The organism is Psychrobacter piscatorii (genome assembly GCF_001444505.1).
Classification (GTDB): domain Bacteria; phylum Pseudomonadota; class Gammaproteobacteria; order Pseudomonadales; family Moraxellaceae; genus Psychrobacter; species Psychrobacter piscatorii_B.
Window position 1 is genome coordinate 1 of sequence record NZ_LNDJ01000056.1, and the last position, 21,935, is coordinate 21,935.

At 44.3% G+C, this 21,935-nt stretch carries 19 protein-coding genes; 13 read left to right on the top strand and 6 right to left on the bottom strand.

Features of this window, described 5'->3' with window-relative positions; genetic code table 11:
* Nucleotides 1–26: 26 nt before the first annotated feature.
* Nucleotides 27–1,112, bottom strand: coding sequence for a PhoH family protein (locus AS194_RS04775; protein ID WP_058024365.1), 1,086 nt, complete (start codon nucleotides 1,110–1,112; stop codon nucleotides 27–29).
* A gap of 603 nt (nucleotides 1,113–1,715) precedes the next feature.
* Between AS194_RS04775 and AS194_RS04780 the strand changes: the two genes are divergently transcribed.
* The 4 genes from AS194_RS04780 to AS194_RS04795 all read left to right on the top strand — a co-directional run bounded on the left by AS194_RS04780 (nucleotide 1,716) and on the right by AS194_RS04795 (nucleotide 5,710).
* Entirely contained in the window at nucleotides 1,716–3,023 is a 1,308-nt protein-coding gene (locus AS194_RS04780; protein WP_083499600.1) for a UbiH/UbiF/VisC/COQ6 family ubiquinone biosynthesis hydroxylase, read from the top strand.
* A gap of 108 nt (nucleotides 3,024–3,131) precedes the next feature.
* A complete protein-coding gene (locus tag AS194_RS04785; RefSeq protein ID WP_058024333.1) occupies nucleotides 3,132–4,391 on the top strand; it encodes an FAD-dependent oxidoreductase in 1,260 nt (419 codons plus the stop codon).
* A gap of 173 nt (nucleotides 4,392–4,564) precedes the next feature.
* The gene (locus AS194_RS04790) at nucleotides 4,565–5,104 is read left to right on the top strand and encodes an OmpA family protein (RefSeq protein ID WP_161808412.1); all 540 of its coding nucleotides are present in this window, start codon (nucleotides 4,565–4,567) and stop codon (nucleotides 5,102–5,104) included.
* 12 nt (nucleotides 5,105–5,116) lie between these two features.
* Entirely contained in the window at nucleotides 5,117–5,710 is a 594-nt protein-coding gene (locus tag AS194_RS04795; RefSeq protein ID WP_058024335.1) for an OmpA family protein, read from the top strand.
* A gap of 116 nt (nucleotides 5,711–5,826) precedes the next feature.
* On the opposite strand, the gene AS194_RS04800 is transcribed toward AS194_RS04795, so the two are convergent.
* From AS194_RS04800 to nadA, 3 genes are all read right to left on the bottom strand, one after another.
* Nucleotides 5,827–6,738 carry a lysine exporter LysO family protein gene (locus AS194_RS04800; RefSeq protein ID WP_058024336.1) on the bottom strand — a complete coding sequence of 304 codons (912 nt, stop codon included), beginning with the start codon at nucleotides 6,736–6,738 and terminating at the stop codon, nucleotides 5,827–5,829.
* A gap of 207 nt (nucleotides 6,739–6,945) precedes the next feature.
* The gene (gene nadB / locus AS194_RS04805; RefSeq protein ID WP_083499601.1) at nucleotides 6,946–8,841 is read right to left on the bottom strand and encodes an L-aspartate oxidase; all 1,896 of its coding nucleotides are present in this window, start codon (nucleotides 8,839–8,841) and stop codon (nucleotides 6,946–6,948) included.
* An 82-nt stretch (nucleotides 8,842–8,923) separates the two neighbouring features.
* A complete protein-coding gene (nadA, locus tag AS194_RS04810; protein WP_058024337.1) occupies nucleotides 8,924–10,063 on the bottom strand; it encodes a quinolinate synthase NadA in 1,140 nt (379 codons plus the stop codon).
* A 368-nt stretch (nucleotides 10,064–10,431) separates the two neighbouring features.
* Here nadA and AS194_RS04815 point away from each other — a divergent pair, with 368 nt between their 5' ends.
* From AS194_RS04815 to AS194_RS04825, 3 genes are all read left to right on the top strand, one after another.
* Entirely contained in the window at nucleotides 10,432–11,463 is a 1,032-nt protein-coding gene (locus AS194_RS04815) for an NUDIX hydrolase (RefSeq protein ID WP_058024338.1), read from the top strand.
* A gap of 170 nt (nucleotides 11,464–11,633) precedes the next feature.
* Nucleotides 11,634–12,494: a carboxylating nicotinate-nucleotide diphosphorylase gene (gene nadC / locus AS194_RS04820; RefSeq protein WP_058024339.1), complete on the top strand. Its 861-nt coding sequence runs from the start codon at nucleotides 11,634–11,636 to the stop codon at nucleotides 12,492–12,494.
* Nucleotides 12,495–12,713: 219 nt separating this feature from the next.
* Complete coding sequence (locus AS194_RS04825) at nucleotides 12,714–13,355, top strand: MarC family protein (RefSeq protein WP_083499602.1); 642 nt, start codon at nucleotides 12,714–12,716, stop codon at nucleotides 13,353–13,355.
* A 75-nt stretch (nucleotides 13,356–13,430) separates the two neighbouring features.
* On the opposite strand, the gene AS194_RS04830 is transcribed toward AS194_RS04825, so the two are convergent.
* Nucleotides 13,431–14,033 (bottom strand): LysE/ArgO family amino acid transporter, encoded by a 603-nt coding sequence (locus AS194_RS04830; RefSeq protein ID WP_058024340.1) that lies wholly within the window; start codon nucleotides 14,031–14,033, stop codon nucleotides 13,431–13,433.
* A 128-nt stretch (nucleotides 14,034–14,161) separates the two neighbouring features.
* On the opposite strand from AS194_RS04830, the gene AS194_RS04835 reads away from it, so the two are divergent.
* The 3 genes from AS194_RS04835 (at nucleotide 14,162) to AS194_RS04845 (ending at nucleotide 16,446) form a co-directional block, all read left to right on the top strand.
* The gene (locus AS194_RS04835) at nucleotides 14,162–14,959 is read left to right on the top strand and encodes a hypothetical protein (RefSeq protein WP_227511578.1); all 798 of its coding nucleotides are present in this window, start codon (nucleotides 14,162–14,164) and stop codon (nucleotides 14,957–14,959) included.
* A gap of 206 nt (nucleotides 14,960–15,165) precedes the next feature.
* Nucleotides 15,166–15,834 carry a hypothetical protein gene (locus tag AS194_RS04840; protein WP_058024342.1) on the top strand — a complete coding sequence of 223 codons (669 nt, stop codon included), beginning with the start codon at nucleotides 15,166–15,168 and terminating at the stop codon, nucleotides 15,832–15,834.
* A 60-nt stretch (nucleotides 15,835–15,894) separates the two neighbouring features.
* Nucleotides 15,895–16,446 carry a hypothetical protein gene (locus AS194_RS04845; RefSeq protein ID WP_058024343.1) on the top strand — a complete coding sequence of 184 codons (552 nt, stop codon included), beginning with the start codon at nucleotides 15,895–15,897 and terminating at the stop codon, nucleotides 16,444–16,446.
* Between the two features lie 140 nt (nucleotides 16,447–16,586).
* On the opposite strand, the gene rluB is transcribed toward AS194_RS04845, so the two are convergent.
* Complete coding sequence (gene rluB / locus AS194_RS04850; RefSeq protein ID WP_058024344.1) at nucleotides 16,587–17,513, bottom strand: 23S rRNA pseudouridine(2605) synthase RluB; 927 nt, start codon at nucleotides 17,511–17,513, stop codon at nucleotides 16,587–16,589.
* 552 nt (nucleotides 17,514–18,065) lie between these two features.
* Here rluB and AS194_RS04855 point away from each other — a divergent pair.
* The 3 genes from AS194_RS04855 to AS194_RS04865 are packed head-to-tail and all read left to right on the top strand — an operon-like array spanning nucleotide 18,066 to nucleotide 21,920.
* On the top strand, nucleotides 18,066–19,151 hold the full coding sequence (locus tag AS194_RS04855; protein ID WP_058024345.1) for a polysaccharide biosynthesis/export family protein: 1,086 nt from the start codon (nucleotides 18,066–18,068) through the stop codon (nucleotides 19,149–19,151).
* 12 nt (nucleotides 19,152–19,163) lie between these two features.
* Nucleotides 19,164–19,595, top strand: coding sequence for a low molecular weight protein-tyrosine-phosphatase (locus AS194_RS04860; RefSeq protein ID WP_058024346.1), 432 nt, complete (start codon nucleotides 19,164–19,166; stop codon nucleotides 19,593–19,595).
* Between the two features lie 45 nt (nucleotides 19,596–19,640).
* Nucleotides 19,641–21,920: a GNVR domain-containing protein gene (locus AS194_RS04865; protein WP_058024347.1), complete on the top strand. Its 2,280-nt coding sequence runs from the start codon at nucleotides 19,641–19,643 to the stop codon at nucleotides 21,918–21,920.
* Nucleotides 21,921–21,935: the final 15 nt, after the last annotated feature.

The following is a 21,935-nucleotide window of genomic DNA, read 5'->3' on the forward strand; positions in this document are numbered from 1 at the left end:
AACGCTTTTATAGTGGATTGACTATATTATAGTTTGGCAGCAGCATTAGCCACAGCTTGTCTACGTTCTTGTTCTTTGATACGTTCAAACTTACGTTTTTCTTCTAGAGCCATTTGCTCTTCATCGTATACGTCATACGCTTCAACGATTTGTTGTACCAACTGATGGCGTACCACGTCTTTTGAATCAAATTTGGTGATATGAATCTCTTCGATGTCTTTTAAGATCTCCATCGCCTGCGCGAGACCTGACTTATGACCGCGCGGCAAATCGACCTGCGTGATGTCACCAGTAATCACTGCACGTGAGCCAAAGCCCAAACGTGTCAAAAACATTTTCATCTGTTCAGGCGTGGTGTTCTGTGCTTCATCCAAAATGACAAATGAGTTATTGAGCGTACGACCACGCATATACGCAAGCGGGGCGATTTCGATGATTTGTTTTTCGATCATCTTGCCAACTTTCTCAAAACCTATCATCTCATAGAGCGCGTCATACAATGGACGCAAGTAAGGATCAATTTTTTGCGTCAAATCACCTGGCAAGAAGCCTAGTTTTTCGCCAGCTTCTACGGCTGGACGCACGAGCAAGATACGCTCAATCTCGTTACGCTCTAGCATATCGACTGCACAAGCCACCGCAAGATAGGTTTTACCAGTACCAGCAGGGCCAATACCGAACGACACATCAGAGCTTAAGACGTTTTTTACATAGCGCTGCTGGTTACCACCGCGCGGTATGATGCGACCTTTGCGCGTACGCAGACTGACGGGCGTAAACTCATTAGCCTCATCTGATTCTGCATCCTCGATATCATCATCCTGCTCGTCGTCGTCCATATCCTCATCACGCGAGATGCTAGATTGGATAATCAGATGCAGCTCTTCTGCGCTGATATCCTTGGTGTTTTGGGCTTCATCGACCATCTTATAGATGATACGTTCACCGCGCTCGACAGCGGTCACATCGCCACTTAAGCAAAAATCGCCTTGGCGCTGCATGATTTTGATATCGAGGCGTTCTTGGATGTATTTCATGTGATTGTTATATTCGCCAAGCACGGTTTTGAGCTGTGCTGGCGTTAGGGATTCAAACTTTATACGGCGGCTCATGGTATCAGTCAAGCGATTATCCTTGTATTGTGTGCCCGGCGCTGTGATTTCATTTTGATAGCGTCACGGGTTTCAGAGATAAAGTAGTTAGTAGCGTTATATGGGTGTTGAGTAGTTATAGTAAATACTAAAAATGACGGTAATATTATTGTTGGTTTTGTGGAAGATAATAAATAAAAGTCTTGCCTTCATTATGGTAGAGAATTTTTAAAATTCAAGCGATACATTGAGCAGATAGCGTTGTTTTTGTATGTCGATTGCAATCAACACACTACTCTAAATCGAGTCAGCAGCATGTCTATTAAGTTCATTTATCGGTTAGATAACATCATTAGTGAAAAGTAACGCTCGCATTGAAATATTGATAAGTTAAGTTTTTACTGATTTTACCAATATAAACCTTGCTTGCAATGAGAGTAGACGAACGATTTGTCTACGGTTAAGAGCGCAGCATGATAGGCAATTTGTGGTAATCTATGAGCGATATTACAGCACTTTACGATTGAGTCAGAAGCGGCCTTTACCAGATAAAGGCTATCCAATAAAACACCTATCAATCGCTAAAGACGTGTCTGCCCAACAATTATAATAGGAACAACAACGATGCAAGAGACAGGTTCACCTTTATCCAATTCTAAAAGCCTACCTGAAAGAAGAGAAGCAATCACCGACCAGCAAGTGCTTATCGTCGGTGGCGGTCATGTCGGTTTGTCTTTTGCCTTACTACTGGCGCATCACGGCATTGCTAGCACGTTATTAGAAAAAAACCGTTATCCAACCATCAGTCCGACCGATGACCGTACGCGCAGTCATTATTTGGACAGTCGTAATACGGCATTATCGCGGCGCACAGTACAGATCTATCAAGAGATTGGATTGTGGGATGAATTGCAAAGCCATGCGTGCCGTATCGATAGCGTGCAAATTAGTGAGCAAGGTAGCTTTGGGCGCGCGCAGCTGAATAAAGTCGAAGAGAAAGTAGAATCCTTTGGACAAGTCATTGAAAACGCGTGGCTAGGGCGTAAGCTCTTATTAGCCGCACAGCAGTCGCCACTCGTCACTTTGGTCGATAATGCCAGTGTCAACGCCGTTGCCCAACAAGCGGACGGCGTGACGCTGAGCTTTAGCAACGATGACGCAGCAGAAAACGAGCAACAGCTGCAAGCCAGCGTATTGGTTGCCTGTGATGGACGCGATTCTACGGTACGTCAGTTGTTAAATATCGGCACCACCACCTACGACTATCAGCAAACGGCTATCGTTGGCGTGGTAGAGACCAATAGACGGCATGAGCATGTGGCGATTGAGCGCTTTAGCCCAGCAGGTCCACTGGCGGTGCTACCGCTGACGGATCCAGAGGGCGATGGCAATGATGAATATCAACAAGGATATAGACGATCTGTGGTTTGGGTCTGTCCAACAGGTGAAGAAACCAAATACCTAGAAGACGACGCCCAGTTCTTGCAGACGCTACAGCAAGCATTTGGGCAGCGCGCGGGCACGTTTGTCGCTGCTGGTCGCCGCGGCGCGTATCCGTTGTCTCGTGTGCTGGCAGACAAGCAGGTCGAGGGTCGCTGCGTCATCATGGGCAATGCCGCTCATACGTTGCACCCTGTCGCGGGTCAAGGCTTTAATCTTTGTATGCGAGATGCTCATGTATTGGCGCAAATGATGAGCGCACAAGTGCTCAAAGGCGAAGACATCGGTAATGCACAATTACTAAAGCGCTATGAGAAAGCACGTCAAACGGATCAAAAACGGGTGATTCGCTTTTGTGATGCGGTGGTACATGGCTTTACCCATCCTAATCCCGCCATTAAGTTTGTACGTAATATGGCATTACTGGCCTTTGATAAATTGCCAAACATTAAGCCATTGGTGGCAACCTACGCGATGGGTCTAAAGTCATAACAGCGTATCAAAATACGATTTTCTCAAAATATACAATAAATAAGAGGGGAGTCGTCCGTGCATCATTTATAGGATGATGGATGGACAATGCTCCAAAAAGGATAGTTTATGAAAAACAATCATACGCTGATTATCGGTGGCGGTATCGTTGGCGCGACGCTCGCGCTAAAGCTTGCGCAGAACAAAATGCCCGTGACCTTAATCGATGCGCGTCCTGCGCGTGACGAGTCAGCGTGGCAAGCGGTGCTGGGCAAACGTGACGCGCGTGTTTATGCGCTCAGTTTGGCGAGTATTAACTTGCTTACAGAGGTTGGCGCGTGGCAACACATTACCGCATCCAAGCGTAAAGCCGACTACTCGCAAATGCAGGTTTGGCAGTTGAACGGCATGGGCGAGCTATTATTTGGTGATAGTCATGACCAGAGCGCTGCGCCTGAGATACTCGGTAGTATGGTGGAGCCAGCCGTTATTGAGCACGCCTTATGGCAGCGTCTGTCTGAGGATGATGTCAGCGACTATCTGACCGTTATCGCTGGGCATAAAGTGGTCAATATGGACTGGCTAGGTGCGCAGCAAGGCTACCGTGTGACCTTAGATAATGGAACAGCGATTGATGCGCGTCTGTTGGTTGGTGCTGATGGTCGTGGCTCGTTTGTCCGTCAACAAGCAGGGATTGGGGTCGATACGCTTGATTACAATCAAACCGCGATTTGCTGTGCGATTCAGACCGAGAAACCACATCAAGCGACTGCTCGTCAAGCCATGTTGCCAACGGGCACGCTAGCGCTCTTGCCGCTAGCGGATATTACTGATGACGATAAGGTAAATCCACAACATTGGCAATCTATCGTATGGACCTTGCCGCGCAATCAGGCATTGGCATTGATAGAGGAAGACGACCGCTTTATCGCAGATAAACTCGCAGCGGCGAGTCATTACGAGCTGGGTGCTATCAAGCAGATTGAGTCCATCGCCAGTTTTCCTTTAGCAGCACAACAAGCAAAAAACTACGTCGCTGATAACTTGGTACTCATCGGTGATGCCGCCCATGGCGTGCATCCGCTAGCAGGCCAAGGGTTGAACCTCGGTATGCTCGATGTAAAAGTGTTGTGTGAGCAGTTGATGCATGACTTTACCCGTAGTGGTGGCACAATGTGGGGCAGTAATCAAACGCTGCGTCATTATGAGCGTTCGCGTCGTCCGCATAATAGCATCATGATGCATAGCTTCTCGGCACTGAACTGGTTGTTTGCAGGATCGCTTGCCCAAGCGCGCCCCGTGCAGCAAATCCGTAATGAAGGCATGTACCGAGTCAGTAAAATCAAGCCACTCATGCGATTGTTTGCGAAGCAGGCGAGTGGGGTTTAGTTTGCTTGTTCTTAGTGACACAGAGTTAGTGACACAGAGTTAGGGACATAGCATGAGTATAAGTATGACCTATCATAACCAGTAAGGCATTCACTATGACAAAGTTTAAGACAACAAAATTCTCTACTGTCTTATGGATGATAGGAGCTGTGGTAATAGCAGGCTGCCAATCAGTGACTCCAGCCACAAATAACATGGCACAAGAGGTTTTAAAGCCCTCCACTTGCGTGGTTGAACCGCCACCTGTTGATGAAAATGGCAAACCTATGCCAGTGGATTTGGACGATAGATTGTCTATGGAGTTACGAGTGTTTTTCGATAAATATAGTGCCGAAATAAAGGAACAATATACTCCGGAATTGAATAAGATCATAGCGTTCGCGGATCGCTGTTCTAACCTGACTTTTTTTGTCCAAGGGCATACCTCCACAATTGAACAGCAAGCCATTGACGAGAAAGCTCTACATCTCAAAGGCTCGTCTCAGCCACTGGACTTTATCTCATTAGCGAGTGCTCGTGCACAAAGTATCAAAAACTACTTGGTTAATTTGGACCTGCCAGCGCATAGAATTCGCACCTTTGATTGTAGCGCTGATAATCCTATTGCTCCTAATGATACCGAGGAGGGAGCTATTATGAATCAGCGAGCGTTCGGTTGGATATCAGCGCGAGATAGGTATGATCAAATGCTACTAGAATGCAGAGAATTTTAAAGGCAAAATATTATGAAAACCAAATTGAGAAATACATTTTTAATTTTGGTAAGTGCTTTGGCGTTATCAGCCTGCCAAACATCTGTTTCACAAAATCAAGCAACTCAAAATATTAATGCCCCAGTTGCTAAAGTTATTTTAGATAGCGATGGGGATGGTGTGCCTGATGAGCTGGATCAATGCCCAAGCACTCCGTATAACGTGGTAATAGATGAAAGAGGCTGTCCTATTGCAGGTATTGGTGTCGGTCTCAAAATGGAGTATCGTGCTTTTTTTGCCAAGGGTAGTAGTGAGTTATCAAAGGAGTACCAGCTTGAGCTTGATAAAGTAGCAAAAAAATTGCAAGAGTACGACACAGCAACTATGCGTATTGAGGGGCACGCTTCAACAGATGAAGTATCAGCTGTTGATGCAGTTTTGCAACCAAATGCTCTATCAAGAAATAGGGCGCTTATTGTCAAAAACTATCTAATAATGCAGCATCAAATTGATCCTGATCGCTTGAGCATCGCTAGTTATGGTGCTGAACAACCTATCGCGCCCTCTGACACTGAAGAAGGTAAGTCTATGAACCGCCGTGTTTATGGGTTAGCTCAAGAGCCTTAAAGCAACTTGTTTTATATCTCGATAAACGATTTATGTACAGATTAATACGTTGAGTTTTAAGTAAATTTGCTATCGGTCTTAGCTATCAGCTGAATTAGCGACTATTAAATCTATACTTACCCCAAAGCCGAAAAGAACACCATTAGCACGGGTGAGACAATATTAATCAAAAAGCCAAAACTAATCGCCAGTGGCACAACTTTTAGACCACCTGACTGTTGAATAATCGGTAAGGTAAAATCGAGACTCGTCGCGCCGCCAAGGCCAACTGAGGCAGACGGATATTTACGCATAAATACAGGAATGAATAGCAGCGCAAAAAATTCCCGTATCAAGTCATTAAACAGCGCGACACTGCCCCAAATCGCGCCGTAAGCATCGGTCATGACAATCGCTGATAACGAATACCAACCAAACCCTGATGCCATTGCCAAGCCTTTCGTCCATGACACATCTGAGAACAGCAAAGCAAAAACAAGCCCACCAACCAACACCGACAGCGTAAAGATAACACTCATCTCAACGCCGCGCTTATTAAGCATGACTTCTTTTAAGGTAATGCCTGAGCCTTTGAGACCGATGCCTACGAGCAAAATCAAAATCATAAGCATGACGGTCATAGAGTTTTCAGGCGGCATATAATCAGCAGGCAAGAAGTAACCAATTACCATGCCAATCGCCACACAAACGACCTGTGCTAAGCTACCTCGAATACTGACACGATGCTCTTTGGATTTGACGCTTGGTTTTTTGGCATGCCATGGTCGGACACGGTCAAACACCATCAGTGCAAACAATCCTGTGCCAATCGTCAATATAGATAAGACAGTCACGTATAGGGCAATTTCGCCAACTTGATTACCCAGCCCTTCTACCTTTGATAGCTCAATCCCGATCAGTGCCAAGATAAGATAGACCAAATAAGACAAGCCCGTATCGGCAAGTTTAGTCATGGTTGGGTTAGACGGAATGGCAAAGCCAATAAACATTGGCATCAAGACCAAAACGAGGGTAATTAGGCTTTGCATGGTGGTCAGCTCGCAGCATTTTTAACAAGACATTTTAGGAAGCTTGCGATTGTACCATAACCCTGACCGAATACTAAAAACCCACTAGGTAGCCTGCATTGATTGATATTTTGTGAGCTGATAGGACTTGCGGCAAGTTAATCACTCTCTGCTATTGGCTGACTTTTGGCTGACTTTTTCTAGGACGTTGATGTGCACACTGCTCCGTCAAGCAATCAACGTTTTCCACATATTGTTTAGCGTTTTCGATATATTTATAGATTGAGCAGCAGAGATATGTTGCTGATATGGCTCACGCTGCGGCTCAATCACACTCGTCCGAGGAGTAGCCGCTAGATTTGGATAATCAAGGCGATAATGTCCGCCGCGACTCTCCATACGCTGATAAGCAGACTGAATAATTAAAGTCGCTAATTCAAGCTGTCTGGTTAATTGAAAGCATGCAAGTTCGCTAGCAGTAGTAGGGCTGCGTCTATTACTTGCATCGGATTGATCAGACTCAGCATCTGTGAACCAGTCTTGCCACTTTTGTATTTGGGTTAGTGCTTGCTCTAATTGACTGGCGCTACGGGTGATACCCATGTTGGCCGTCATGAGTGCTTTTAGTTCTGTGGCTATGGTTGCGACATCAGTTTTTGCGAGACTAGTATCAGTGCGGAATCTTTTAACGGCATGACCACATTGTTGTGTGACAAGCCCAGAGGTAGACAAGATCACATGCTGCGTATCTGTAAGAATTGGCGCTGACCAAAACTCAATGGTTGATTGATCGACCTCGCGATAAACGTCAGTATCGATTTCTTCTAAGCTTTCTAAGCGCTCTAAATACTGAGGCAAGTGGGCTGCAATATGGCGACCAACCACCACGCACTCCAACAGCGAGTTACTTGCTAAGCGGTTGGCACCGTGTAGCCCCGTATAAGCCACTTCACCAGCCGCATAAAGTCCTGGTACATCCGTCAATCCATTGGCATCAGTCACCACGCCGCCACAGCTATAATGCGCCGTCGGGGCAACTGGAATAGGATCTGTCGTGATATCAATCCCAAGCGTTAAGAGCGTTTGGTAAATCTGCGGGAAATGCGCTTTTACGAAGTCAGCAGGCAAGTGACTGACATCAAGATGCACGTAGCCAAGCCCATTGTTATCAATCTGCGCGGCTATCGCCCGAGCGACGATATCGCGCGGTGCCAATTCAGCACGTGCGTCCACGTCCAACATAAAGCGGACCCCAGTTTGCGGACAATATAATCGTCCCCCTTCACCGCGCAGTGCTTCAGATATCAAAAAGCTGCTGTCATCTAGCGCTAAGCCTGTTGGGTGAAACTGAATGAACTCCAAGTTTGCCAAGCGGCAGCCTGCTTGCCATGCCATCATCACGCCATCACCGACGCAGACGTTAGGCGCGCTGGCACGCTTGAATAATTGACCTAAGCCGCCACTAGCCAGTACCACTGCACGACTATGAAAGGTGAGCGGGCGCCCATTGATATGATCAAAAACAAGCGCCCCTCGGCAATGCTTAGCATCGCTATTATCTGTAAAAAAAGGCTTGTCGCTCGCTATAGGCAGTGTCAATAACTCAAGCGCTTCGTGATAGGGCAAGATAGTGATATTGGTTGCCGCTTGTGCTTTGATGATCAATGCATCCATCACGTGTCGACCTGTTGCATCGTCCGCATGAGCCACGCGTCTACAGCCGTGACCGCCTTCTTTTGTTAAATGCAAATCGCTGGTCTGTAACTGAGAGAAGTCCTGTGCGCTTGTATTATCCAAAGCGTTAGGTGAGTTCTGCGTAAAAGGGACACCTTGCGCACATAGCCACTGAACCGCTTGCTGTCCTGCACCCAAGATACGGGCAGTATTATCAGGTGTGCAAAGCCCTGCACCAGCCACTAAGGTATCAGCAACATGGTCTGACACAGAGTCATCTTTGTCTAGACTAGCGGCAATGCCGCCTTGAGCATAGTGACTTGAGCAAACATCAAGTGCCGCTTTACTCAAAACCGTGATATTTAGTGACTTCGGTAGCGATAACGCTGTACTCAAGCCTGCCAGTCCAGCACCAATGATAAGGACGTCAGTGTTGACAATATGGCTCATGTGACTACTCCTATAGTTATCAGGAATACAGTTATCAGGGATGGTGGTACGGGTTTGATTGGCTGAGTGCGGCTGACTCATGCTAGGCTGCCCCAACATTGGCAAACAATGCACGGTCTTGGACGATATCGCCACTGGCCGCCACGCGTTGCTTTTGTGATTCAGCAAAATCAAGCATACGTTGTAAGGGTTTTCTAGCGGCGGCGGCAAGCTCAGGCGTCATTAGTACCTCACCGCTGTTATTGGTCAAGCATTGCTCGATACCTTTTAGGCCATTCATTGCCATCCAAGGACAAAAGGCACAGCTCTTACAGCTCGCGCTTTCACCAGCGGTAGGCGCGGCTAAAAAGCGTTTGTTCGGTGAGTGTTTTTGCATTTCATGCAATATGCCTAGGTCAGTTGCAACGATAAAGGTGTCAGCATCCATCTCATACGTTGATTGCAACAGTTTACTGGTTGAGCCAACAACATCAGCAAGTGCCACCACGCTATCGGGCGACTCAGGATGTACCAAGACCTTGGCTTCTGGATGTTCGGCTTTTAATTGCAGCAATTCAGTGGCTTTAAACTCATTATGCACGAGGCAAGACCCTTGCCAAAGCAGCATATCTGCACCCGTCTCACGAGCGATGTATTTGCCCAAATGACGGTCAGGTCCCCAAATGATCGGCTCACCTTGCGCATGCAAATGACGGACGATATCGATACCGACCGATGATGTCACAACCCAGTCAGCGCGAGCTTTCACTGCGGCGCTGGTATTGGCATAAACGACCACGGTACGTTCAGGGTGGGCATCACAAAATGCGGAAAACTCATCAGCAGGACAACCCAAATCGAGCGAACATTCCGCCTCCAAATCTGGCATAAGCACGGTTTTTTCCATACTTAAAATCTTTGCTGATTCGCCCATAAATCGTACACCAGCGACAACTAGGGTCTGGGCGCTATGGGCTTGTCCAAACCGAGCCATTTCGAGTGAATCACCGACACAGCCACCTGTCACAAGTGCTAAGTCTTGAATAAAAGGATCAACGTAGTAATGTGCCACTAGTACGGCGTTATTATCTTTCAATAATTTTTTGATGTTTTCTTCAACCACGAGTCTTTCAGCACGAGGCAAGTCTGCTGGCATTTTTGCTCTGGCATAGTCGATGTTCATCTGAGTGGCGATGCGATTGTCGGTACTCATGATGGGTGCGTCGTAAGGATAACTTTTCATAATGGCAACCTCTGTTGGCGCTATAGTGATAAATGGGTGTGCTAAAACAAGATGTTTGGTTAAATAAAATTAATCCGTTGTTTTAATTATGCTCATTTTGAGCATAAATACAAGTGTTTTTTGTATATCTGTTGATTAAGTACATTTATTTTCATTACTTGTGAGTTAGCCAAATGGTCTTTATTTTTAGTTTACCTTTATGTAGAAGCTGACGTTTAGCAACTGATTTTGATGTTTTATGATTACAACGCCAGACTATGATATTTCAAGATTCACGTTATACTGTTTTAGATTTGAGGCGTACCATCACTATCAGCCTTGAGAACCCTTTTATGCCATTTTAAAGAGACAGGATAATCCCCAAAACTATGACGTTGTCTTATTCACATGCGCACCAGCAAGGTAGCGGCACAACTGAAGTGGTCGCTGTATTGGTCGCGATTACCGATCATATCGCTCGTGTCCTAACCGTTGACCAAGGCAAACTGTTGCCAAATGGGCCGCTTATGCCATTACATCGCTCGCTACAGGCAGGCGTGCGTCAATGGGTAGAAGAGCAGACGCAGCAGCCGCTCGGATATTTGGAGCAGCTATATACCTTTGTTGATACCAACAGACGTAACGTTGATGGTCATGCATTGGTGTACGTCAGCTACCTTGGTTTGGTACAAGAAACTCAAATGCAGGCATTGCAAAGCCAAGCGCTATGGCGAAATTGGTATGATTATTTCCCATGGGAGAACCATCTAGATGGTATGCCTAGTATCATTATGGACTTTATCATCCCTATGCTATTGGAGTGGGCGAGTAGCGCTGAAGACTCAGTTGCCCGGCAGCGCAGGCGTCAACGTATTGGTTTGTGCTGGGGACTTAGCGAAGGGTTTTTGGCAGATAGCGAGTTCATAAAAACTGAACCAGTTGGCGATAAGGCTGATGAAAGCAGAGAATGGATCGCAGAGCATGTATTGCTACGCTACGAGATGCTTTATGAGGCAGGACTGGTACCAGAAGCGCCCAATTATCCGCCCAATTACCAAACGGTTGAGCTGCCAAGCGACTGGTCTCAGCGTATCGGCATACCGATGTATTACGATCATCGCCGCGTGATTGCCACCGCTATCTCCAGACTACGCGCCAAGATTGAGTATCGACCGCTTATCTTTGGGTTGATGCCAGATGTGTTTACTTTATCCCAATTGCAGCAAAGTGTTGAGGCCTTATCAGGCATACGCTTGCACAAACAAAACTTTCGCCGTTTGCTGGAATCTCAGAATCTTGTGATGGAGACAGGAGAGAGTAGTAGTGCTCAGCGTGGTCGCCCCGCCAAACTCTATCGTTTTCGCCATGATATCGAGCTACAAAGCTTATTGATGGACAGCAAACTTCCTAAGCGTAAATAATTGCTACTAACAAATACAGCTAGGTCAATTTCATATAGAAATCGACTTGCTCAATAAAAACTTTTTCACCTTCCCTTGCAGGAGTGTTAACTTTACGCTATATTTATGCTCATTTTGAGTTTAAATATTTAGACGTTTTTATTCATATTACGCCTACATGAGGGTCAAACATGACAATTGAAAAAGAGCCAGCATTGGATGACGTATTGCTTAAACCCTTGGTAGAATATGCGCTAGCGGAAGATTTGGGCAGGCGTGGTGATGTCACCTCGCAAGCCACTATCCCAGCAGATATGCAAGCCCAGCTACAAATCAAGGCGCGACAATCAGGTGTGATATGCGGTATGGATTTGGCGCGGTTGTCTTTTGCCTTAGTTGATGCAAGCATTGAGTTTGGGGCTCAAGTGCAGGATGGCGAAGCAGTCGCCGCTGGTACCGTATTGGCTACTGTAAAAGGTAATGCACGCCATCTGCTAACAGCAGAACGTACAGCATTAAACTTCATGACGCATCTTAGCGGTATTGCGACTGCGACCCGCCAGATCGTCGATAGCGTGGCGCAATATCCAGCGCAGATTACTTGTACGCGTAAAACCATCCCAGGTCTGCGTATTGTACAAAAATACGCGGTACGCTGCGGTGGCGGTCGCAATCATCGTTTGGGACTGGATGATGCGATTTTAATCAAAGACAATCATATCGCCATTGCTGGTGACATAAAGACGGCTATCGAGCAAGCACAACATTTTGCTGGGCATCTGATTCCTATTGAGGTTGAAGTAGATACGCTAGAGCAATTAGAGCAGGCGCTAGAGGCGGGTGTGAGTTTGGTATTGCTAGACAATATGTCGCCAGAAACGCTATCGCAAGCGGTGGCTATGTGTAAAGGTCGCGCAAAGACTGAAGCATCCGGTGGTATTACGCCTGAAACGGTACGAGCCGCCGCCAGTACAGGGGTTGATTTTATCGCGATGGGCTACCTAACGCACAGTACTACCGCTTTGGATATTGGCTTAGATTTTAGTGCATAGGCCATCAATTATTTCAGCTTAACCTGAGTCATAGCTTTTATATTCGCTGGATTTCTCGCCAAGATGACATAGAAGGGTAACCGAGCAAAGTTAATGATTTAACTCGCTTATCTGCCTATGTTACAATGCTATTATGAATTGCCTATTGGGTCATCGTCGCACTCGCACGATGGCCTTATCTTTTTGCACCAGTGGTATCAATAGACAAGCGAGCGCTCAGTGAATACTGAAATTATCAAGATAATCCTAGCCTTTATGGTATTGATCAATCCATTTAGCGCATTGACGTTGTTCTTGGATTTGACTCGCGGCTATTCGATGAACAATCGACGCAAAGTTGCGCGTGTTGCTTGTCTGACCATTTTTATCACCATCAGTTTTTTTACGGTGGCGGGTGAGACCTTACTAAAAGCACTAGGTATTTCTATTGGCTCGTTTCAGCTGGCTGGTGGTATATTGGTGTTCTTGATTTCACTAAATATGATGAACGGTGAAGGCAACCCTGTTAAGCCTGATCAAGAGAACTTCGATGTCGACCACGTGCAAGATGCACTGCCGACGATGGCCTCAGCAGTGGTCCCCATTGCGATACCGATGATGATTGGACCAGGTGGTATTTCTACCGTTATTATTTATTCATCGCAAGTCTCAGGCATTTTGCAGGTATCTGCCATCATCATTGCTGGTCTCTTCATTAGTCTATTTTGCTACCTGGCATTGATGGCTGCTGGTCGTATCAGCCGCTTGCTCGGTGATACTGGTCTGAATATTATGAGCCGGATCATGGGTATGCTATTGGCTGCGGTCTCGATTGAGATTATCGTTAGCGGTCTGCGCACACTGTTTCCTGCTTTAATCTAAGCTATTTATTCTGTGTCTAATATTGAGCACTTAAAATCCTCTTAATTTATCTAGATTTAATGCCTAATGTTGTATTTAGCTTTGGTATAAATGCCAAGCCAGATATAACATCAGCAGTCCTACCAACGCATCCAGTATGTTCCACGCTTTTGGCTTTTCAAATAACGGCCTCAGTAAGCGTGCGCCATAACCGAGCGCAAAAAAGAAAAAGAATGAGGCGCTAATTGCCCCAACGGCAAAGGTAAGTTTGCTAGCCGCGCCAGTTGAAACCATCCCAACGAGTACCAATGTATCTAAGTAGACGTGCGGGTTTAGCCACGTAAAGCCAAAGCAGAGCAGCAGCGCTTTTTTTAAGCTGGTCACTACTTGTCCCTCGACCGTCAGCGCATGAGATACGCGCACACTGGCATACAAACTCTGTAAGCCATAACCCAACAAAAATAAAACCCCTGCTATTTTTGCAATATCGATCACATGCGGATAGCGTGCGGTGACCGCACCAAATCCACCAACGCCTGCTGATATCAACAGCGCGTCGCTCACCGCGCAAAACAGGCAAACAAAAAATATGTGCTCACGTTTGAGACCTTGTTTAAGTACAAAGGCATTTTGTGAGCCGATGGCGATGATGAGTGATAATCCAAGCAGGAAACCAGAAATATAATCGGGAGCATTCATAACAAGGCGCTTAGCATTTAGGAAGTGAGCGTAGAGAGTAGGAATGTTGACACTTTGCGTACTGGCAGGTCAGCGAAAACCTGTTAAGATACGCTATTGAATGAACGTATGCAATACGAGCACAATGTGTGTGTACTGGACGAGGGGCAGAGCAAGTCATGGTAGTCAGTTTGACAAGAATGCTAAAGTCATTTGGGCAAGCTCAAGATGACCTACCAACGTTAGCTGCCAACAATGCGCAGGAGATGGGTGTTAATCGTAATTTAAATGACAATAGTGATAATGTCGATATCCATCATAATAATGACGGCACTCAATCAAATCACGAGCGTGCTGCATTAACGCCACCTGAGCGGGTAGACCGTATACGTGATGCATTGGCGCAAGTGAACGATATTCACTCATCAACCCCGCTGACTGATCGCTATTTGTCCAATCGTGCGCACATGCGCCCGACCAATAGACCACCTTTTGATCCAGATACCTTGTGGTATCTCAAACATGGACGTTGTCCGATTATGACTGAGCTTGTTGATGTGGTCGATGAGGCCACCCTAAACGCTATGCCCATCGAAGCCGTTGCGATATTAGATCGTATCAATGGTAAGCTAAAACGCTATCGTGAGTGGAGTAGTGAGCTAAACGAGCAACAGCAGCAACATAATGAGCGACAGTTTGTCATTGATAAGCTGGTGTCCGAGAGCATCCCTGAAGCGCTACATCATTATGAGCAGCTACAGCGCTTTAGTCCGCATCGCACCAAAAACAATATGGTACAGGGTAAAATGACGGCAGGTGATATGTTGACCGATTTGTTTTTAGAAGTTGATTATGAGCTTGATGAGCTATTGGATGAGCTGCATCAAACCGTTCTAAATCGTCTTGCCTCAACCCATCGTTACGTCAAGAGCCGCACGCAAAGCTAGCGTATTTTATAAAATAAAAGATTATCCAAAAACAGTGCAGACTCAATGTATAACAATATAAGGCTTTAACAGAGCCTTATTTTTTTGTTTAATAAAAGCAGTGCTAAGCAATAAAGTTGATGACACTAAAACCGCCTAGCTTAAAATACTGATTAAAATAACAAGAAATTTGCCAAACTATTCTGTCAAATAATAAGGAAAACCCGATGACCCAAGTGACTGCTATGTTAGTGATGTTTGTATTATACGGAGTACTGCCGGCCGCTGGGTTATATCTGGGGTATCGTGGTATTAAGAAAGTTACCGCGCCCAAAATGCTGGAATATACTGCCATGCCGCAACTGGGCTATATACCAGAGAAAAGCCTACCTGTTGAAGTCAAAACAGCACTTGAGCAAATCAATCGAAAAGGCAAAAAACTCCGCTTGATTTATGGTGATACCAATAATGACGGTAAAATTGATGATAAAGACACCATCAATGAAACTTATATTATGATCCAAAATCTGATGGACCGACACATCCCGCAAGCAGTAGCCGATTATCGCCGCTTATATGACTTAGATGTGACAGATGGGGCGCGTGCCGATACCACCAAAATTAAGCATTCAGATGTCACTGGTAAACAAGCATTGTTAGAAGTGCTTAAGACGATCAATACCCAGTTTGACGATTTACTCAATGCCTCATACCATCAAGATGGGCAAAAGCTGCTCGCGACCAATCGCTATCTGCAAATGCGTTTTGATCAACCAAATATGGATTCAACAATGCAGCCGCTGAGTAATCTCAGTAAGGAAACAGAGGCTATTGAGTCACCTACTTTGAGTAGCACGGATGTGAAAAATCCAGTAGCAGAAGATATTAAACGCTAAATGCTAAGTGCCAACGATAAGTAGTCATACACAGAATTAAGCGATAAGTAGCGAGCAGTTATGAGTATATTAATAGGCATCGGTATTGTAACGACCGTCACGACTTTTTATCTAGGTAGAAAAGGCTGGCATGCATTGCACAAAGCGGTCGGTATTACTCCAGGTGTGCTTATATATCAAGATGATCATGCGCCATTGTCACTGGTTATGTTAAGTTGGGAACAGCTTAACTTGAATAAAAAGCACTTAAAAAGCTTGTCAGATCAACAGCTACGGCAATTAAAGCGTATCGATAACAAAGTGAGTAGCTATCAAGCTTATCAGGCAGCATTACAAGCTCAACATAAAACGCCTGCTATCACAGAAGCGCAGTTTGTTTTGAACAAAATGCTGCAAACTCGGTTACCCGAAATGCTAGCCACTCACTATCAATTAACAAATATGCATGTCACTAATGAGAATAGTGAAAAGAGGTTAGAGGCTAGTGCGTTATTGCAAAGTGTTTTAGATAGTATCGAACAGCGTTTGGATAGACTACTGGCACAAATGAACGAGGAGCAGCTAAAAGAGCTGCGAGTCATGACGCATTATATTAATAGCCACGACAGCTGAGCCGTTATTTTTATACTGAGTAACTGTGAGGCCTGTAAAAAAGACATAAAAAAAGCGGTCAATGATGCATAGTCATTGACCGCTTTTTTATGTTTATTCTAAATCTATCAAAAACTTAGAATAATGTTAAATAAACTGAATTAGCGCTTATCATTGCGGTCACGACTATTACGCGTGCCGCGGCTGGCAGGGCTAGCACTGCTTTTAGGCTTCGCGCTGCTGTTGCGATTGTCATTACGAGTGTCCGTGCGACGCGCTTTAAGCGGCTTGTTTCTGATACGCTCTTGCTTTTCTTTAGCCGCACCATGTAGACCTGTGCCATAACGTGGACGTAAGCTCACCAAATCGGTCAATGTATTGATCTCTTTTTTATCGAGCTCTAAGAAACGACCTGTACGTAACTCTTTTGGCAAGGCAATCGTACCGTAACGTGTACGCAATAGGCGGCTAACTTTCAGACCTTGTGACTCAAACAAGCGGCGTACTTCACGGTTACGACCTTCTTTGAGTTGGACGTGATACCATTTATTAACGCCTTCACCGCCGCCTTCTTTGATGTCGTCAAACTGCGCCATGCCGTCTTCTAACATGACACCAGCAGTCAAGGTGCGGGCGATATCAGGAGTGACTTCACCCAACACACGAACGGCATATTCACGCGTCACTTCGCTAGAGGGATGCATCAGGCGATGCGCCATCTCACCATCATTGGTAAATAATAGTAAGCCAGTTGAATTGATATCCAAACGTCCCACCATGACCCAACGATCATGAGTGAGCTTTGGCAAGCGCTCAAATACAGTCGGACGACCTTCTGGATCCTTGGCTGAGCAGACTTCGCCTTCTGGCTTGTAATAAGCGATCACTCGGCGACGCTTCTCATTTTCGGCGGTATATTTGACCTGACGACCATCCACACGAATCTCATCGCCTGGTGTGACACGGTCACCAATCGTTGCTGGACCGTTATTAACAGATACGCGACCTGCTTTAATCACTTCTTCCATTTGACGGCGTGAGCCAAGGCCCATACGGGCGAGCGCTTTTTGTAATTTTTCATCTTTCATCTTAATGTCCTTGAGTCGGTGGGTTTACATTTCTCAATGTATAATGGATCACAATTGTTTATACTAGATTATAAATGATAATAGGTAAGAAAATGCATTGTTTGCTGTGAGCAGCATTATACTAGTAAAAGACTGCTTATACTGTATTTTTTGACTTATTTCTTTGACTTATATACCTTGCAACTGTACTCAAGCCAATTTGAACAAAATCTTGCATATTTTTACTAAGAATGTTTAACAGCTTTTAGATAACCGTACATATGCAGCAACACAGAAGTGCAAGAATTTAGTATAAATTCAATCAATTATTAATATACGTAATATATTTAGTTGTAATTGATAAAAAGAATTTATATGCTACATGGAGTAATTAGTTTAAAGATAGCTTTTTGTATCAATCAATAAGAACATTACTGTATAACAGATAACTTATGTTATGATGCCGATTATTTTTGTGAAAGATGTAAAAAAATAACATCGATACAAATTTATTAATACAAAACTGTTTTTAGTCGTTTTATGTGATTGCAGTAATAGAAGAGGCTTTTTGATATGAGACAGACAACTAAGTTGTTGAGTGCAGCGTGTTTGTTAGCTAGTAGTATGCTCTATGGATGTGCTACTACAACCATCAATTCTGGGCTTCAAGCTGGTCAGTTACCGCCCAGTGGATCTTTTACTGCAGAGAATGGTATTAATTTCAATGTACTGCCATTGACTCTTGCCACATTGCCACCTAAACAAATCGCTCGCTCACAAATGAGTGCCAACCTATCTGACCTAGTACGATCGTCTAATAGGATGAATTACCGTATTGCATCCTCTGATGTATTAAGTATTATTTTGGTAGATTATCCTGATATTAATGCTGCAGGAGCATCTGGTTATCCTGTTGATCAGCAGGGGTTTATACAGTTTCCGTTGATAGGTCGTATACAAGCTGGCGGGCTAAGTGTTCCACAGTTCACTGCAAACCTAAGTTCAAGATTGCAACGCTACCTAAAGTATGCAGATCCGCAAGTGAAAGTTGCTGAGTATCGAGGCAATAAGTTTTTTATCGATGGTGAGGTTAACAAGCCTGGTCAATTCAATATTGCTGACGAACCTGTGTCATTATACAGTGCAATATCTATGGCTGGTGGTACGACGAGAGAAGGTAACTCAAACAGTATTGTATTGAGAAGAAATGGTATTGATTATCGTATGGGATTACAGTCTCTGCAGCAGGCGGGATTATCAGCCAATCAAATTTATGTACAAGATGGTGACTCTATTCGTGTCAGTAGCGAAGACATCAATAAAGTGTATGTTTTGGGAGAGTTTGGCAAAGTTGCACCTGTACCTATTATTGACCAGGGGTTGAGCTTAGCGCAGGTGATTGGGGAGTCAGCTGGTCTGAATTCTAATACGGCTAATGCGGCTAAGATCTACGTAGTACGTGATCAACCTGAATATCAGCGTACAAATATATACTATGTAGATATGCAGGCGCTCACTAGCTTTCCACTGACTAGCCGGTTTGAGATGTTGCCTAATGATATTGTCTATGTCGACCCAACTGGTCTGACGCGCTGGAACCGTGTTATCAGTGCTTTGTTACCATCAACTTCAGCAATCAGAAGTTTTTCAACTTTATAGGAAGTGATAAGCATGGCGTTTGATAATATTTTGGTTGTTTGTGTAGGTAATATTTGCCGTAGTCCAATGGCAGAAGCTTTATTAAAAGAGCGTTATCCTAACAAAGTAATTGACTCTGCAGGTGTTGGAGCTTTAATTGGACATCCCGCAGATTCATCTGCTCTCAAAATTATGTCTGAACAGCAGATAGATATTACAGACCATATAGCCAAACAAATCGACGAAAAATTAGCAAAAAAAGCTGACCTTATTTTTACCATGTCAGATAGTCAGACTAAATGGATTGAGGAACGTTGGCCATTTTGCCGTGGTAAAACCTTCAAGCTTGGTCACTGGCAAAATAAGGATATTGCTGACCCATATAAACATGAAATGAGCGCTTTTGAGACAGCATATCAAGATATTGTTGATGGTCTCGATCAGTGGGCCGATAAAATTAACTAAGTAATGCTTATCCGATGAACAAGCTGAAGTGGTAGACCTATAGTTATGAGTACAGATTCGAAAAATTTATCAAACCCTGTTTCGAAAGAAGATAATGATGACATTGATCTTATGGCGCTGCTATTTGCCATTTTGCGTGGCTGGAAAACTGTATTGTTTTTCGCATTAATTGGCTTATTGATTGGTGTGCTGTACGGGCGCTATGTGAACCCCACTTTCAAATCCGATGCTTTAATACAAATAGAGGAAAACTCTCAAGGTATATCAGCATTAGGTACAAATGCATCAGAGCTCATCGCTCCACAATCGAGCAAAGCTCAGACAGAGTCCGAGCTGATAAGATCTCGTATGATACTTGAGCCTGTAGTAGATAAGTTAAACTTGCGTATACGTCTAACGGATCCTTCTATCGGCTATATTGATCGGATCAAAAGTGATCGCGTCGCTACCCAAGTTAACACTCCTGATGGTGTATCGTTACAAACAGAAGACGGCGATGCTCAGATTAGCCAGTTCAATGTATCGCAAGCTTATCTTAATCAAACATTTACTCTGACCAAATCCGAAACAGGTTTTGTCCTGAGCAATGGGTTCGATGATTTTAAAGGCCAGTTGAATAAACCGCATTTATTTAAGGGTGTAGATGGTCAGATTCAGATTACTGTGACTGATTTACCTGACAACTCTCATCCTATCAACTTAGCCAAGCAATCTCTACAGATTACTACTGATTCAATAAACAGCAAGCTATCCGTAGTTGAGCAAGGGCAACAGACTGGTATTGTTGAACTGTCTATGACAGGGTCTAACCAACAGCAAGTCAGTTTGATATTGAAAGAAATAATTCTGTCTTATGTAGATCAGAACCAAACGCGGGGCTCTGAAGAAACAACCAGAACAATCAAGTTTATGGAAACACAGATCCCAGACTTGAAGAAAAAGTTAGAAGACTCTGAAGCAGTATTTAATAAATTCCGTAAAAAATACGGTACTATTGACGTTAGTAAAGAAGCTGAACTTTTATTATCAGAGAACTCTCAAATTGATACACAGATTAATGAGCTCAAGCTGAAAAAAGCTGATTTGACTACCTATTATACGGAAGAGCATCCATTAGTCATCCAGATCAACGAACAACTCGACGTACTTAATCGTAGAAAACAAAATATAGATGACACCATTGAAGGATTGCCGGAAATACAAAGGGAGTTCTTACAGTTGTCTGAAGATACAGCGATTAATAGAGAAATATACCTAACACTGCTAAAAAATTATGAACAGCTAAAAGTCGTGAGAGCTGGTCAGATCGGCTACGCTCGTATTATTGATTTGCCTATCAATACTTTCAATGCTATTGCGCCAAATAAGCCACAAATTTGGGTGTTAGCAACGCTACTAAGCACTATGGTAGGTGTATTGCTCGTACTCCTGAAAAACATGCTTAGAAATGTGGTTAAAGACCCTGAACGTATCGAAGCAAAAACGGGTGTACCTGTGGTCGCAACGATTCCTCGTTCACATCTACTCACCAGATTAAGTAAAGATAAGAAAGCGCCTAATCGTTTGCTGGCTTATGCTGATAGTAACAGCTTGAGTTATGAAGCCATCAAAAGCTTAAGAACGAGCCTGATGTTCGGTATGACGACACCAGAGCAAGCGGGCCAAAGGGCGAAAGTTATACTTATCACTGGTGAGAGTCCTGGCGTTGGTAAATCATTTATCTCGGCCAATCTAACGGAAGTTTTTGCTCAGTTAGACAAGAAGGTGCTGATTATGGACGCAGATATGCGCTTGGGTGAGCTGCATAAAATATTTGGTATGACCCAATATAACGGTTTGGCCGACTATCTATCGCAAGATAAATTATCACAAAATATGACTGATTTTGCGCAGAATAACGCTCAAGTCCCAGAAGCTATCACCACCCAAAAGATCAGTAATCTAGCGAGCTTTATCCATCCGACCAATATAGATAATATTGATTTTATCCCAAGGGGCGAGTATCCACGCAATCCTGCATCACTGTTGTCTGATAGCAGGCTCAATAACCTAATGACAGAGTTGAGTCTACATTATGACTATATCATTATTGATTCACCGCCGATCCTCGCAGCTTCCGATGCAATGATACTGGCGCAATATGCTAATAAAGTATTGATGGTAACTAGATACGATAACTCAATTGAGGGACAACTGGTCTATGCGGTCAATCAGATGAATAAGGCAAATATAGAAGTAGATGGTATTATCTTAAATGACGTACAGCAGGGTATCATGAGCAAATACAGCTATCATTATAGTTATGCCTATGGTAACAACCAGTAGTAAGCTTTTAAATAA